Here is a 14,995-nt window from a genome sequence, read left to right as displayed (position 1 = left end):
GACTTCGCCAATCGAACAGAAACGAATTTCTGCACAGTCCCTCCACGATTCGGCGGCGAGCGCTCCACATATGACCTCTTGAGTAGGACCGGCAACGGCTCATCGGGAATCGACTCATCGGGAGGACGCCATGCCGGTTTCCACAGAACTCACGAACACGCGGAAAGTGCTCGGCTGGCGGCAGCGGTTCGAGGACGAGGCGGCAGCTCGCAAACGGACGCCGGACCCCGACTGGGCCCGCGGTGCCCGGCTGAACGCGGCGCTCGTCCGCAGCCTCCAGCGCATGCAGGTCGGCGAGGCCGGGGACGGCGCCAACCTGATCCGCAAGGCGGACCGGGCAGGGGACGCCGACTACTCGGCGGCGATCAGGCTCTTCATCGCCGAGGAGAAGAACCATGCGCGTCTGCTGGGACTGCTCCTGCACGCGGCGGGAGCACCGACCATCTCCCGTCACTGGAGCGACGTGATCTTCGTGAAGCTGCGGCGGGCCATGGGCCTGCGGGTCGAACTGCTCGTGCTGATGGTCGCCGAGCTCGTCGCGCTGCGCTATTACCGAGCCCTCCGGGACGGTACGGGCGACCCTTTGACGGCCGAGGTCGCGCGCCGCCTCCACACGGACGAAGAACGGCACATCCCGTTCCATTGCGACCGATTGCGAAAGACCAACCGGACAATCATCGCTCTTTGGCGGGTGTTGCTGTTCGGCGCCGCGATCGTCGTCGCCGTCGACCACGGGCGCGCACTCGGAACGCTGGGCGTGACGCGGCGCCGCTTCGTCACCGACGTCGTCAAGCAGTCGCGGAAGGCGTCCGCCCTGATGCAAAGCCGCCGGTGAATGCGGAGTGGAAATCCTCCTCACCGAGGATGCCCCGCACGACTGCCGTGATCCGGTCGACGTCACCACGTTCGGCCGGAGGAAGGGAGGCACCGGCCGCGGCGCGGGCGGCGGCGGCCTCGCCGAGGAGGCGCGCGGCCTCAGCCGCCCTCCCATCGAGTGCGGCGGCTCCGGCCAGGCCTTCGAGGGCGAGCGCGACCGCGCGGGGATTGCCGGTCGAACGGGCGGCGGCGAGCCCTTCGGAGTGGAGTTCCGCCGCTCTCCGCGCGTCGCCGCGTTGCTCGGCGACGAAGCCGAGTTCGGCGAGCACGAATGCCAGGCCCGGAGCGCCGTCCACCTCCCGGATCCAGCCGACCCACGTGCGCAGATACCGTTCAGCTGCGTCCAGATCACCGCGGCGCCGGGCCACCAGGGCCAGGCCGATCTCGGCGAACTGCTCCATCCGCTTGTGCGACTGCTCAGCGGCGATCTGCCTGGCGCGTTCGTGCAGCTCCGCGGCCTCGGCGTGGTCGCCGCTCAGGAGCGCGATCCGGCCGAGCCGGGAGAGCTTGTACGAGACCTCGGCGTACGATCCGAGCTCCTCGGCCATGGCCAGCCCGTCGCGATGCAGCTGCGCGGCCCTTTCGTAGTCGCCGACGGCCTCCGCCAGCACGCCGAGCACCTCGGTCGCCTGGAGGAGTCCCCAGCGGTCGCCGGCATCCCGGAACAACCCCATGGCCTGCTCGCCGTCACGCGACACCGCGGCGAGCTCGCCGCGGGCCATGGCCTGGCCCGCCCGCGTGACCAGAACGGCGGCCTGCCCCCAACGGTCGCCGTCAGCTGTGAAGCCCGCCAGGGCGCGCGTGAGCAACTCGTCGATCGCGGGGACGTCACCGAAGCCTGTCCGGACGAAGCCCAGCAGCCATTCCACTTCAGCGCGCCTTTCGCACAGGCCATCGAGGGCCTGTTCGGTCAGGTCGGTGCGGTCGGCGCCCTCGCCCTCCAGCATCGTGAAACCGGCCAGCCACGCGGACGCCCTCCCGCGGGCGGAAGCAGGGCCGCCCTCACTGTTGGCCGCTCTGGACAGCACCGAGGTCAGCACCCGGCGCGCCTCGTCCAGGCGCCCACTCAGGAACCAGTACCAGGTCAGCGCGTTCACCAGCCGCAACGCCGTTTCCGGCTCGCTCTCCCGGATGACCGCACGCAGGTTGGCGGTCTCGGCGTTCAGCCGGTCCAGCCATCGCCGCTGGTCACGTCCCCGCAGGTGCGGCTCCGCTCGTTCGGCCAGTTCGGTGTAGTAGCGGTCGCGCCGCCGCAGCACCGCCGTCCGCTCGCCCACTTCCTCCAGGCGTTCGGCGCAGTACGCGGCGACGGACTCCAGCAGGCGGTACCGTCCGTCCGCCCGGACCACCAGTGACCGGTCGACGAGCCGCGCGAGCAGGTCGAGGACCTCCCCCGGCTCGATCCCGTCGCCGGCGCAGACCTGCTCGGCCGCCTCCAGCGTGCAGCCGTCCACATGCACGGCCAGGCGGCGCAGGACGGCCCGTTCGGGCTCGCTCAGCGGCTCCCAGCTCCAGTCGATCATGGCCCGGAGCGTGCGCTGGCGGGCCGGGGCGTCGCGCCGTCCCGCCGACAGCAGCCGGAACCGGTCGTGCAGGCGGTCGGCCAGCTCTGCCACGTCCATCGCGCGGACCCTGGTGGCGGCGAGCTCCAGGGCCAGCGGGAGGCCGTCGAGGCGGCGGCAGATGGCGGCGACGGCCTCGGCGTCGCCGGGTCCCAGCCCGAACCCGGGAGCGGCGGCCGCCGCCCGCGTCACGAAGAGCTCGACCGCCGACGGCGTCTCCAGCGGCGGAACGGACCACACCTGCTCGCCGGAGATGCCCAGCGGCTCCTGGCTCGTGGCCAGCAGGCGCACCTCCGGCGCGGCGGGCAACATCTGAGCGGCCAGCGCGGCGACCGGCTCGATCACGTGCTCGCAGTTGTCGAGGATCAGCAACATCCGCCGCCCGGCGAGAGCGTCGAGGAGCCGGGCGGCGGGTGCGGAGCGTACGGCGGCCTCGTCCCGCAACCCGAGGCTCGCGGCCACGGCGGACGCCGCGCCCTCCACGGACGGGTCACCGAGGGCCGTCAGTTCGATCAGACGGACACCGTCCGCGTACTCCTCCTCCAGCCCGCGCGCACTCTCCACAGCCAGGCGGGTCTTGCCCACACCACCCGGACCTGTGAGCGTGACGAGACGCCCCTTGCGGAGCAGCGCCCGCACGTCGCGCACGGCCTCGGCCCTGCCCACCAGCTCGCTGACCGGCGCGGGCAGGTTCGTCCGGGCACGCGCCTCGTGGTGGAGGATCGACCGCTGGAGGGCGACGAGCTCCGGGCCGGGATCGAGGCCGAGCTCGTCACGCAGCCGCTCCCGCAAGTCCTGGAAGCTCGCGAGCGCCTCACTCTGGCGGCCCGCACGGTAGAGGGCGCGCATGTACGCGGCGCGCAGCCGTTCACGCAATGGATGCGCGGCGACCAGGGCACCGAACTCGGCCGTTCCGAAAGCCGTTCCGAAGCCAGTCCCGGAACCGGTCATGGGATCACTCATGGAGCCGTTCTCGAACGTGGTCTCGGACCACTCTTCGATCGCGGTCAGCCGCAACTCCTCAAGCCGGTCGATCTCGGTGCGCGCGAACTCGGCGTCACCGAAGTCGGCGTACGCGTCGCCGCGCCAGAGCGCGAGCGCTTCTCCCCAGGCCCGCGGATCCCCTGTCTTGCGCGCCCGCTCGACCAGTTCCTCGAACCGTTCCGCGTCCAGGGCCCCGGCCTCGATCCGCAACGCATAACCCGGCAGCCGCGAGACGACCAGGGCCCGGGCTCCGTCCTCGGCTCCGGCCAGGACCTTGCGCAGCTGCGACACCCGTGCCTGCAACGTCGCCGCCGGGTTGGCCGGAAGCTGGTCTCCCCACAGATCGTCGATCAGCCGGTCGGCCGGCACCGCACGTCCCTGGTGCACCAGCAGATCGGCCAGCAAGGCGCGGACCTTGAGGTCCGGGACCCGCACCCGCTCGCCGCCGTCCGTCCACACCTCCAGCGGACCGAGCACCCCGAAGCGCATGTCACTCACCGTATGGCAGCCGAAGGGCACCCGAATCCCACCCGAAGCGCGCTCGCCCAAGGTGGGTCCGGCGGCGAACGAACGAACGCCACTGATCAAAGGAGATTCGCAATGACGAACACCGTGACGGTCATGGGCCTGGGACTGATGGGAACTGCGCTGGCCGAGGCGTTCCTCAAGAACGGCCACGCCACCACCGTCTGGAACCGGTCGGCGCACAAGGCCGATGCCCTCGTGGCCAAGGGGGCGACCCGGGCGGACACGGCCGGCGACGCGATCGCCGCCGGCCCGCTGGTCGTCCTCTGCCTTTCGGTGAACGAGAACGTGCGGGAGGTCCTGACGGCCGCCGGTGACACGCTGGCCGGCCGCGTCATCGTCAACCTCACCAACGGAACGCCCCGCCAGGCGCGCGAGCTGGCGGAACTGGTGACGGCACGCGGCGGCGAGTACGTGGACGGCGGCATCATGGCCGTCCCGCCGATGATCTCCCAGCCGGAGGCACTGATCCTCTACAGCGGATCGCGGCGCGCGTTCGACACGTACGAGCACCAGCTCGGCAGCCTGGGCACGGCGCAGTACGTCGGCACGGACCCGGGCCTGGCGGCGCTCTATGACCTGGGCCTGCTGAGCGCGATGTACGGCATGTTCGCGGGCTACTACCAGGCGATAGCGCTCCTGCGTACGGAGGGCGTCAAGGCGTCGGAGTCCACGCCCATGGTGCACTCCTGGGTGACCGCGATGATGGCGGGCCTCCCAAGGCAGGCGGAGCACATCGACTCCGGCGACTACCTGACGGACGTCTCCAGCCTCACCAACAACGCAGCGGGCTTCCCCAACCTCATCGAGGCCAGCAGGGAGCAGGGCGTCAGCCCGGAGCTCCTCATCCCGTTCCAGGCGTTGCTCGACCGTGCGGTGGCCGAGGGGCACGGCGCGGACGGCCTCGCCCGCCTGGTCGAACTCCTCAGCACCGGCGCCCGCTGACGCCGATCAGGCCCTTCGCGGCGACCTTCGGGGGAAGGAGTGATTCAACCGCGGCGGCGGGTGGGCCGGTCGGGGTCGTCGGGCTTACGCGGCGCATCCGCCTTACGAGGGCCACCCGGCTTATGGGGCGGCTCCGCCTCGCGGCGGCGGCGGTCGGCGGTCGACTCCGATGATCGGACGGGCCGGCGGGAGGGTTCGTCGGGCCGGGCGACCGCTGCCGCCGTCGCCGCGTCGCGCCGGGCGTCGCCGGCCGGGGTCTCGTCGAGCAGGCCCGCGGTCTCCAGGTATTCGCGGCCGCGCGGGGTGATGTCCCAGCAGTTGCGCCGCCACTCCTTGCGCTTCCACACGACGCCCGCCGACAGGAGGCGGCGGCCCACCCGGCTCACCTCGGTCTCGTCGGCGCCCAGGCGGGAGGCGAGGTCCTGGTTGGACAGGCCCGGGTCGGTCGCCACGGCGACGAGGAACTTGGCGGCGTGACCGCCCGGCTGGAGCCCGAGCTGCAGGCCCGACGGCAGCCGCCGGAGCGCCCAGTGCACACAGTCGATGAGCCCGAGGATGCGGCCGCGCTGCTCGCGGCGTTCGCCGTCGAACGCGGGCACGTCGAGATAGTGGCTGCGGTGGAGCCACTGCAGCCCGTCCTTGACCTCGATGAGCGCGGCCTCGTCGGCGCTCAGGGAGGCGTCGGTGATGAGCATGCCGAGGGCGCTGAAATGCCCGTCGGTAACGGACTTGGCGTGCTCCATCGAGTCGAGGATGCGCCGCGCCTCGGCGCGGCGGCTCCGGCCTTGAGCATGCTGGGCTCGCTGCCCGCGCTGTCGGGTCACGCTCAGTTCGTCGTCCACGGCTCACCTCTGGCGGGTCGACTGAAGCCGGACATTTCCCAGAGTGCGGCCATGCCAAGTGAATGTCAAGTGATGGCACACTGATCCTTTGTGGCATTTCCCGACATCGCTGTGACCAGGGTCGGCAACTTCTGGCGGCGGTTCTGCATCACATGACACTGAGGACCCTCGTCGGTGAGAGTTACCATCGAGCGACCAACGGTGACCTCCGCTCCGCTCCCCTCCCATCCCGACCCCCCGGACGCACCACCATGACGGACCCGCTGACGGCACCCGCCGTCGCGCCCTACCCGGCAGACCCCGCCGACCTCTTCGTCGTCCTCTACGACGAGCTGCCCGACTCGCTCTTCCGCGGCTGGCGGATCATGGAGTGGTACGGCGACCCCGCCGTGCAGAACCTCGCCACCAAGATCTCCGACGCGGTGCTGGAGTACGGCGAGCTGGCCGCCGAGGACGTCGGACGGATCATCGCCCGCGACGGCCACCGCGGCCGCTTCACGATCCTGCTCGGCCTGGACATCGCGCTCGCCCACGTCAACCCGTACGGCCCGTACTACCAGAACAACGCGATGAGCTGGCTCGCCTACCGGTCCGAATACGAGCGCGACCATCTCCTCAACAACCCGGAGGAGACGGCGGGCGCGCTGCTGCCGCGCTGCGCCTACCCGGGCCGGCCCATCGGGCTGCGCCGCAAAGACGAGTTCTTCGGCGTCCACCGCGTGCAGCCCGAGCAGTGGGAGACGGTCGAGCACCGCGTGCTCCCGCCCGCCAAGGACGCCTACGTCAACCGCGACCGGCCGGTGCCCGTCGCCTGCGCCCCGGTCCTGGAGTCGTACGAGGACATCCAGGTCGACTTCGAGGAACGCCACGGGATGACCGTCTACCGGTTGCGCCCGCGCGGGTCCGACGTTCTCCGCAGCCGGATCAAGCAGATCCTCGACCGGCTGGACGAGTCGGGCGCGCGGCTGGCCGTGCTGCCCGAGGCGACGCTGGACGACGGCCTGCTGGAGCACTGGCGGGATCTGATCTGGCAGACCGCCGACCGCGCCAGCCCGCTGCGCTACCTGCTGCTGGGCACCGGCCCGCTCGGCGGGGACGACCCGCCGCCCAACCGCGCGGTGTTCCTCGACCGCTGGACCGGCGAGGACATCCTCGTCCAGGACAAGCTGGCCTGCTTCATCCTGGACTCCCGGCAGATCAAGCTGTGGCGGCTGCCGAACGCCCCGGCGGACCGCCCGGCGGAGGAGTACATGGCCCCGGGCGCGAAGGTGAGCCTGGTGGACGCCGACCTCGGCCGTCTCGCGGTGCTCATCTGCGAGGACCTGACCCGCTCGATGGACTGGGAACGCGAGCTGCGCGCCTGCGGCGTGTCGCACCTGCTCGTGCCGATCTTCTCCAAGCCCATCATGGAGCACCGCTGGGAGCACAAGGCCGCCGAGCGCGAGGTGACCATGCTGGGCAGCTGGGTCGTCGTCTCCAACAGCCTCGCGGTCGGGCAGGCGATCCCGGCGGAGGCGATGAAGGGTGACCGCTTCACCTGTCTGGTCGCGGGGCCCGACGACCTGCGCCGCGCCACGTACGAGACCAGCGTCCAGCTCGGCGCGGCCAAGGCCGCCGACGAGCTCGGCCTGGTCGAGGTGAAGAGGGAGGACGGCCGTATCGTGCACGAGCTGCCGAGGGTGCTGCCGGGTGCCGTCCAGGACATGTGGCACGAACACTGGCCCGCCCCGGGTGACCGCTGACCCTGCCGCCTCTGACCGGATACCGGCCGGCCGATCACCGGGTCACTCGACGGTGAACTCCATCGGGCTGACCGCCGACCCCGCCGGCGTGACCACCACGGGACGGCCGCTGGCGGCGTCCGGCGGGACGGTGACCCGCACCATCTCGTCGGACACGTCGGTGGCCGGGGCCTCCGCCGTCCCGAACCGCACGGACGTGGCCGACCGGAGCCCGACGCCGTGCAGGGTGACCATGCCGCCGACCGGCCCGGCGGCCGGCTCGATCGACCGGACCTGCGGCGGCAGCGCCTGGTCCCGCCCGGCCTGCGCGGGTGCGAACAGCGTCGCGAAGACCGCGCGCAGCTTCTCGGCGGTCTCCTGGGAGAACAGCCCGACCAGCGCCGCGATCGCGGTGATGCCGTACGGGTTGATCTCGGCGGAGCCGCCCGCGGGCGAGGTCAGGCCGCCGCGCAGCACCAGGTAGACGATGAGGCCGAGCGCCGCACCGATGAACGGCAGGAACAGGTACATCATCAGCCAGCTGCGCTTGAGCGTCCGGTTGCCGACGTACCAGTAGAGCGAGCGCAGGGCGTGCACGGTCCCGCCGATCGCGCCGGCCGCCAGCACGATGACGAACAGGCTGGTCTCCCGCGAGACGCGCGGCGACCAGCCGAAGAGCCGCACGACCTTGTGCTCGGGTGGCTCCTGGCCGATCCGGGTGGCGCCCGGCGGCCAGGCCTGGATGAGGACGACCACCAGCCCGGCGGCGACCAGCAACATGAGCGCCGCGATGACGACGATGTCCCGGGTACGCGCGAACTCCGTCCCGACCGGTGACTCCTGACCCAAAGCCCACCCACCTCCGCCCGGGTATCGCCCGGAACGGCGAGCGCGTTTCCCGGAGGCCAGAACACCACAAACCCCACCAGTGCCCACGATTTCGTCAATCAATGACAAATTGGTGACATCTTCACCAATCGTTCCTCGTCCCGCGTCACACCCGCCCTAATGTCCCGCGCATGCGTCGAACAGCAGCAGCACTCACGACCGCGCTGGCGGCCGGCCTCGTCACCACCGCCGGTCTCCACGCGGCCCAGGCGGCGGAGCCCGGCACGTGCTCCACCCCCGCCACCCACCAGATCGCCCAGGTCCAGGGCTCCGGTGACGCCACCCCGGTCAACGGACAGACCGTCCGGGTGGAGGGCGTCGTCACGGGCGACTTCCAGGCGGCCGACCAGCTCAAGGGCTTCTTCATCCAGGACGCGACTCCGGATCGGGACCCCAGGACCTCCGACGGCCTGTTCGTCTACTCGACGCAGGACGTCAAGGTCGGCGACCGCGTGCTCGCCACCGGCAAGGTCATCGAGTTCAACGGCCTCACCGAGTTGTCCCCGGTGACCGCCGTGGACGTGTGCGGCACCGGCAGAGTGAAGCCGGCCGGTGCGCGCCTCCCGCTGTCCGGCGGCGCGAGCCTGGAGTCGTACGAGGGCGTGCTGGTGCGGTTCCAGCAGAAGCTCACTGCGACCGAGACCTACCGGCTCGGCCAGTACGGCGAGGTGTCGCTGGCCGCCAAGGGCCGCCTGTTCCAGCCAACGGACGGCCACGGCTCGACGCAGGCGGGCAACAATGCCCGCCGTCTGCTGCTCGACGACGGCTCGACCGTGCAGAACCCCAAGAACGTCCCGTTCACCAGCCCTCGCGTGCTGCGCATCGGCGACTCGACCAGCAACCTCACCGGCGTCCTGAGCTACGGCTTCAACGCCTACCGACTGCAGCCCACCCAAGCTGTGCGCTTCGCCCGGACGAACCCGCGTCCCGCCAAGCCTGAGAACGTCGGCGGCGACGTGAAGGTGGCGAGCTTCAACACGCTCAACTGGTTCACGACGCTCGACAAGCGCGGCGCCGACACCGCCGCCGAGCAGGAGCGCCAGATCACCAAGCTGGTCGCCGCGCTCAAGGGCCTGAACGCCGACGCGGTCGGCCTCATGGAGGTCGAGAACAACGGCGACACGGCCGTCAAGGCACTCGTGGACCGGCTCAACGCGGCCGTCGGCGCGAACACCTACTCGTGGATCAAGCACCCGAACCCGGGCACCGACGAGATCCATGTCGCGCTCATCTACAAGCCCGCGAAGCTCAAGCCCGCCGGCACGCCGCGTTCCTCCACCGCACCGGTCTTCGAACGCCCGCCGCTCGTGCAGACCTTCCGGCGCGCCTCCGGCAGCGGCGCCCCGTTCACCATGATCATCAATCACTTCAAGTCGAAGGGCTGCGGCGGCGCCACCGGCCCCGACCAGGACCAGGGCGACGGGCAGAGCTGCTACAACGCCCGCCGCGTCACCCAGGCCAAGGCGATCGCCGACCTGGCGAAGGGCGAGACCAACCCGCTCGTCCTCGGCGACCTCAACGCCTACGCCGCCGAGGACCCGATCAAGGCGCTCACCGCGAGCGGCATGGTCAGCCTGACCGAACGCCACGTCAAGGCGGCCCAGCGCTACAGCTACGTCTTCGACGGCCAGTCCGGCGAACTCGACCACGCCCTGGCCGGCAAGGGCCTGGCCCGGCGCGTGTCCGACGCCACGATCTGGCACATCAACAGCGACGAGCCGACGATCCTCGACTACAACACCGAGTACAACCCGCCCGCGCTCTACAAGCCGGACGCGTTCCGCTCCTCCGACCACGACCCCGTCCTGATCGGCCTCCGCCTGCGCTGACCAGGACAAACACAAGCCAACGAGCAACACCCGACCGACCAACCAACTGACCTAGATCAAACCGACCTACGTCTCTCCGTTTCCCCGAGGTTTCCCCTCAAGAGGCGGAGATCCCAGAAGCCCCGTACGGCCTCAACCGTGCGGGGCTCTCTCATGCACCAGGTGACCGAGAACGTCAGGGAGAGACGATCTCAGGACGTCCCAGACGACGCCCCGCCCGTACGCCTCCTCACGATCTACCACCCGAACCAGAGAGGGAGAGCAGGTACCCCGACTCCGGCACCGCGCACCCACTTGACCCCGTGGATTTAAGGCCAGTGCCCCACCTCCCCATAGAGTCGCCCCTAGGAAATCCCCCAAAGCCCCCCGTTCATCGGGGGGTGGGGTAATACCCGGCCCCCTACCCCATAGGCCCCGCCTGGGGCAGGGTTCTCCCGCTCTGTACGGGTCTGGGACTTGAGCCACGGCAGCACACCACCCCAGTTATTCATAGACGGGAATATTCTCGTGCGGTGTTGACCAGGATGAATATGCCGCTTAACTTCAGGTGGGAGCCGAGCGAGAGGGTAGCGAAATGAGCCTGGGTCGGATCATTGCCGGTGGCGACTGCGGGGAGAATGACTGCCCGACTATTGCCGTTCGGGATGACGGCATGCTGAACGTTCAGGGCTACGACATGCCCGAGGTTGAGACGCCAGAAGGGGAAAGGGTCGTGGCGATCCCTACTGCCTTGATCCTGGAGGCCGCCCGTGCTCTTGGGAAATGATATCTGGCAAGACTTCTTCGACGACTTCAAGCGCTCTGTCTGGAGACTGGAGTTGCATCCGGTCTATACGATGCCTCAGGAGGAAGAGAAGCTAGAACGCTTTCGCTCAGGCGAGCGTCTACCAGATGGCTATTGGTCACCCTGGATGAGTCGAGTCAAGGCGTATATCGAGAGCGGCCGGACAATCGGCCGGGTGCATGTCGTGAGGCAGCCTCTCAGCGAATATCTGAGATTCGAGTTCGAATGGTACTACCGGCATCACGTGAAAGCTGGCGAAGACATTCGCATACTCGATTTGACGGGCAAGCCGAATCCTGGCTTGCCGGATCACGACTTCTGGCTCTTCGACGAGGCTCGGGTTGTGAAGATGCTGTATCGTCCGGACGGTACGCAGATACGTCGTGAGCTTCTGGAGTCACCCGACATCGAGTCGTATAAGCGATATCGGGACATCGCGCTTGATGGCGCAGTCCCATTCATGGAGTACTGGCAAGGGTAGTGCTTGAACCTGAGGAGCTGGGGAGACGCAAGAGCGACCTAGCTGCAACTCTCAAGGCGCTTCGTAAAGAGGCCGGGCTCACTGGGCAGAGCCTGGCCTTGAAGTGCGCCATGAGCCAGAGCAAGGTCTCAAAGATAGAAACCGGGAAACTCCTCCCCACGGTCGTAGACGTTGAACGCATTCTTCACGCGGTAGAGGCGCCCGCCGAACTGATGGCAGAAGTGATGGCCTTAACGCGATTGGCCAACACTGAATATCAGGATGTTCGCTCACTCCTGCGAAAGGGCTTGGAGAAGAAGCAGCATGAACTAGCCGGACTGGAGGCTGGTTCAAGTGACCTTAGGTTCTTCCTGCCGACGATGATTACCTCCTTGCTCAGCACGCCCGAATACATCAGAGCTAGTCTGGCTCACTCCCCAGGAGACATCTCGAAGGCCGTAGCAAGGAAGCTGGACCGACAGGCCATCTTGTACGACGAGACGAAGCGGTTCACCTTCGTACTCACAGAGGCGGCTATTCGATGGCCGCTATGCCCACCCTCGCAGATGGCGATGCAGGTTGATCGACTGAGTTCGCTGTCTCATCTGCCTAACGTGCGCATAGGGGTGCTCCCATTGGAGGGTCATCTGCCACGAGGCCCATTGAACACCTTCACCGTGTATGACAGTCGGCTGGTCACTGCCGAGACCTTCGGTGGCGCAATCATCATGCGTGATCCGAAGGATGTTGCCTATCACCGTCAACTGTTCTCCCTCTTCGAAGGGTTCGCGTCTTTCGACGACGACGCGAGGTCTCTTCTAGTCAACTGGGCTCGATCGTTCCGGGCCTGAGTTTATGCAGGAACGGGAATAGTGTTTGAGGTGACACAGCCGTCTCTCTAGCGTTGCTGTATGCGCATCGACGGAATGAGCGTGACAGCTCACTTTGAAGCCCTGGAACGAATCATGAACGACCGAGGCTTCAAGGCAGAGGTCGTGCATGCCACGACTGATTACTCGTATGTCCGGGTTGTCAATGAACACGTAGCTCAACTGGCCGAGGACGTCAGTTGCTCAATGTGGGACGGTGAACTGTCCTACATGTGGTCCTGGAACGCCCCCATTTGCCCTGTGAGGCATCTGGAGAGGGCGGCCGATCGGATTTCTTTCGTTCTGACTCCCGAGAAGGCTACGGGCTAATGAGCCCGTTCCCTGGCATTGCTGATCACTGGCATGTCATGACGACGCGGAGCGGTCGTATGCAGACGACGCCGGAACGGCTGGATAGAGAGTCAGCACGTTCTGTGCTTCGCGATCTCCTTCTGAACGATGGCCAGCAAACCGGGGACAGCGCTGGGTATCAGTGGGCAATCAGCGTCATTGACGCTGGCTGGTGCTCTGTGAAGTTGTCTGGCATTCAATACGTGGCATTCGCCTGTGCTTGTCCCCAACTCCCAAGAGAGAAGGTCAACGGTGACAACCCTGGAATTCCGCAAGCCCTCACGGTGTGAGGAGCTGAACCAAGACGGATGTGTAGAAGTGGCGAACGGACCGGGATTCGTCGCTGTCCGTGACTCGACTGACCAGGATGGCCCCGTGATCCTGGTGGGCCGGAATGGATGGCAACAGTTCGTCGCAACCCTTCGTAGCGGAGACGGCCGGTAGGGACGGCTCCAATGCCTCAGCTAGATCAAGCTGTTGAAGAGGCCAAAGAGACCTTTGCGGTTCTCACCAAGCTAATGGCCGAGCATGGCATTAGCTTCCTGGACATAGAGACCTTTGTTCAGCGCCCGGTAGGACTTGCTGGTGTGTCGGTCGCTATGGCCTATGAGCAGTGGGCACGGAAGATGAACACTGTTGCCTGCCTCCTGGCTCACCAGCAGGGCATAGACGACTCGTCGCGCTTGAGCACGCTCGACAGGCAACGGCTCACAGTCGCAGCATTCTCACTTGTGCAAGAGGTGAGTTGACCAGACGGCCCATGGCATCCCTCTGTGGCCCTGAGTAGGCCACGGAGGAATCAGAAGCCCCTATGGCTGGTTCAGCCTGCCTCTTTGTTAGCCGATCTACCAGAGGCCGCATAAGCGGCCCTCTGACGCTCGATGCGCATCTTCTTGAGGTACTGATCCTCATGGAGGTTCAACTCGTCGGCCAGTTGGTCCAGATGCTCCGAGCTAACGTCAACACTGCGGTAACGGTCTCCGCCCTTAGGCCCCGTTCCCTTCTCAATCTCAGCGAGACCGAAGGCTGCGAGCTTCTTCGCTGCCGCCCGAATCTGGTGGGACTTGAGACCCGTCAGTTTCACCACGTCACTCATGCCGACGAACGACGTCGGTAGTTTGGCCCAGACCTCGGCAGGCCTACCGGCCAAGCCCTTAGGGGACGTGAACAGAGGATGTGTAACATTACTAGTACATACTCTTTCTGTCCCCCCTAGAGATGAGTATGTACTAGATTTGTCACTCATTTCTAGGTTGAAGGTGTAAGTGTCAGTCTCTCCTACTGGCTCACCCTTAGTGAGCCAGTCTTGTTCTACGAGTCTCTGAAGTGCTCTACGTACTGTGTCGATAGCCCTACCGGACTTAGTGTGGAGGTCTCTCAGACTCGCCATGGGCGAGTAGGAGCAGTGTTCCTCTCCATGTTTGATCAGAGCTAGCAGCACATCTCTGTCCGTGCTTCGGGTGAAGGCGGCTTGTTCAGCCGCCTCCCGGAAGGCGCTGATCTTTTCCTTGAAGGTCTCTAGATCGAAGCTGGGAGTGACACCGTTCTCGGTCACCCAACGGACTGCGTTGTCGTAGGTCTTACCAGCAGACTTGAAGGCGGCCTGTCGGCCATGCCTGTCTTCGACCTCTTGGGTTTTCGCGCCGCCCTTGTTACGTCGGTCGGTCACCTCGCTGATGAACCACTCCTTGGAGAGGCCGACCCTGACGGCTGCCTGTGCGATGGCAGCCTCTACCTGGTGGCGTCCTTCGTATTTACCTTCCGTGTCTCCGTTTCTGAGGAGACTCGCCCATTTGCCGGGAAGCCACTTGGGCGGGTTTACCTTCCCGACCCCATCGGCGGGTCCTAGCCGATCTAGGGCCTCCTCAACGGAGGTCGGTTCGATGAGAGACACAGGAAGACCGTTCCTGTGTGGTGAGAGTGGGGGTCTCGTAGCCTGCGTGTGGCGGATGTTCTCGAAAGGGAACTCATAGTTCTGACTGAGGAGATCTTTGAACTCTTCTTTGGTCATCCCAGATGGAAGGCAGACCCATAGATGCCTGCGCCCGTCTCCTCCTGAGGCCACCAGAACGGCTTGAGCGTGGAGATAGACTTCTGCCCAAACCTTCACCTTCAGGCCCTTAGCGACAAGCTCAGCACTGTCCAGGTCCAAAGCGACCAGCCCTGGCTTAGGCTCGACAGCGAAGGCCCTTCCGCTTGTTACTGCTTCTTCGATTGCCACCCAACGGTCAGGAACATTGTTCTCCTTGATCAGGAGAGCATTCCCACCGTGCTTGACGACTGCCCGAGCAAGGGCAAGGACGTCTTCTTCTCTCGGCATGTGTACCTCCGCTGAACAGAGGAAGCCGGACCTGGTTGC

Annotated in this window: 12 protein-coding genes; 8 read left to right on the top strand and 4 right to left on the bottom strand. The window is 66.7% G+C overall.

The genetic code is table 11. The annotated features are described in order from the left end of the window. Positions 1 to 130 precede the first annotated feature (130 nt). On the top strand, positions 131 to 835 hold the full coding sequence (locus F8566_RS21195; protein WP_151562437.1) for a ferritin-like domain-containing protein: 705 nt from the start codon (positions 131 to 133) through the stop codon (positions 833 to 835). Here F8566_RS21195 and F8566_RS21190 read toward each other — a convergent pair. After that, positions 789 to 3,911, bottom strand: coding sequence for a BTAD domain-containing putative transcriptional regulator (locus tag F8566_RS21190; RefSeq protein ID WP_151562435.1), 3,123 nt, complete (start codon positions 3,909 to 3,911; stop codon positions 789 to 791). The two genes, F8566_RS21195 and F8566_RS21190, sit on opposite strands and share 47 nt — an antisense overlap. Before the next feature lie 111 nt (positions 3,912 to 4,022). Here F8566_RS21190 and F8566_RS21185 point away from each other — a divergent pair, with 111 nt between their 5' ends. Next, complete coding sequence (locus F8566_RS21185; RefSeq protein WP_151562433.1) at positions 4,023 to 4,892, top strand: NAD(P)-dependent oxidoreductase; 870 nt, start codon at positions 4,023 to 4,025, stop codon at positions 4,890 to 4,892. A 44-nt stretch (positions 4,893 to 4,936) separates the two neighbouring features. Here the strand turns inward: F8566_RS21185 and F8566_RS21180 are convergent, their stop codons facing one another. Further along, a complete protein-coding gene (locus F8566_RS21180) occupies positions 4,937 to 5,734 on the bottom strand; it encodes a hypothetical protein (RefSeq protein WP_151562431.1) in 798 nt (265 codons plus the stop codon). Between the two features lie 251 nt (positions 5,735 to 5,985). Here F8566_RS21180 and F8566_RS21175 point away from each other — a divergent pair, with 251 nt between their 5' ends. After that, positions 5,986 to 7,476, top strand: coding sequence for a carbon-nitrogen hydrolase family protein (locus F8566_RS21175; RefSeq protein ID WP_151562429.1), 1,491 nt, complete (start codon positions 5,986 to 5,988; stop codon positions 7,474 to 7,476). 42 nt (positions 7,477 to 7,518) lie between these two features. Here the strand turns inward: F8566_RS21175 and F8566_RS21170 are convergent, their stop codons facing one another. Beyond that, positions 7,519 to 8,304: an IPT/TIG domain-containing protein gene (locus F8566_RS21170; protein WP_151562427.1), complete on the bottom strand. Its 786-nt coding sequence runs from the start codon at positions 8,302 to 8,304 to the stop codon at positions 7,519 to 7,521. Positions 8,305 to 8,474: 170 nt separating this feature from the next. Between F8566_RS21170 and F8566_RS21165 the strand changes: the two genes are divergently transcribed. The 5 genes from F8566_RS21165 (at position 8,475) to F8566_RS21140 (ending at position 13,385) form a co-directional block, all read left to right on the top strand. Continuing rightward, positions 8,475 to 10,172: an ExeM/NucH family extracellular endonuclease gene (locus F8566_RS21165; protein ID WP_151562425.1), complete on the top strand. Its 1,698-nt coding sequence runs from the start codon at positions 8,475 to 8,477 to the stop codon at positions 10,170 to 10,172. A 749-nt stretch (positions 10,173 to 10,921) separates the two neighbouring features. Then, positions 10,922 to 11,437: a DUF6879 family protein gene (locus F8566_RS21155; RefSeq protein WP_151562421.1), complete on the top strand. Its 516-nt coding sequence runs from the start codon at positions 10,922 to 10,924 to the stop codon at positions 11,435 to 11,437. Continuing rightward, positions 11,437 to 12,267, top strand: coding sequence for a helix-turn-helix domain-containing protein (locus tag F8566_RS21150; RefSeq protein ID WP_151562419.1), 831 nt, complete (start codon positions 11,437 to 11,439; stop codon positions 12,265 to 12,267). The genes F8566_RS21155 and F8566_RS21150 overlap by 1 nt, the downstream gene beginning before the upstream one ends. Before the next feature lie 585 nt (positions 12,268 to 12,852). Continuing rightward, positions 12,853 to 13,080 carry a DUF397 domain-containing protein gene (locus F8566_RS21145; RefSeq protein ID WP_318836428.1) on the top strand — a complete coding sequence of 76 codons (228 nt, stop codon included), beginning with the start codon at positions 12,853 to 12,855 and terminating at the stop codon, positions 13,078 to 13,080. An 11-nt stretch (positions 13,081 to 13,091) separates the two neighbouring features. Then, the gene (locus F8566_RS21140; protein ID WP_151562415.1) at positions 13,092 to 13,385 is read left to right on the top strand and encodes a hypothetical protein; all 294 of its coding nucleotides are present in this window, start codon (positions 13,092 to 13,094) and stop codon (positions 13,383 to 13,385) included. A gap of 71 nt (positions 13,386 to 13,456) precedes the next feature. Here F8566_RS21140 and F8566_RS21135 read toward each other — a convergent pair whose 3' ends face one another. Then, a complete protein-coding gene (locus F8566_RS21135; RefSeq protein ID WP_151562413.1) occupies positions 13,457 to 14,956 on the bottom strand; it encodes a hypothetical protein in 1,500 nt (499 codons plus the stop codon). Positions 14,957 to 14,995: the final 39 nt, after the last annotated feature.

Source organism: Actinomadura rudentiformis (assembly GCF_008923185.1).
In the GTDB taxonomy this organism is placed as follows: Bacteria; Actinomycetota; Actinomycetes; order Streptosporangiales; family Streptosporangiaceae; genus Spirillospora; species Spirillospora rudentiformis.
The sequence above is the reverse complement of the archived record's forward strand: the minus strand, read 5'-3'. Positions and strand labels throughout refer to the sequence as shown.

Coding starts and splice junctions, on each gene's coding strand:
- F8566_RS21195 (WP_151562437.1), top strand. CDS start 131: ATGCCGGTTTCCACAGAACTCACGAACACGCGGAAAGTGCTCGGCTGG.
- F8566_RS21190 (WP_151562435.1), bottom strand. CDS start 3,911: ATGCGCTTCGGGGTGCTCGGTCCGCTGGAGGTGTGGACGGACGGCGGC.
- F8566_RS21185 (WP_151562433.1), top strand. CDS start 4,023: ATGACGAACACCGTGACGGTCATGGGCCTGGGACTGATGGGAACTGCG.
- F8566_RS21175 (WP_151562429.1), top strand. CDS start 5,986: ATGACGGACCCGCTGACGGCACCCGCCGTCGCGCCCTACCCGGCAGAC.
- F8566_RS21165 (WP_151562425.1), top strand. CDS start 8,475: ATGCGTCGAACAGCAGCAGCACTCACGACCGCGCTGGCGGCCGGCCTC.
- F8566_RS21140 (WP_151562415.1), top strand. CDS start 13,092: ATGCCTCAGCTAGATCAAGCTGTTGAAGAGGCCAAAGAGACCTTTGCG.
- F8566_RS21135 (WP_151562413.1), bottom strand. CDS start 14,956: ATGCCGAGAGAAGAAGACGTCCTTGCCCTTGCTCGGGCAGTCGTCAAG.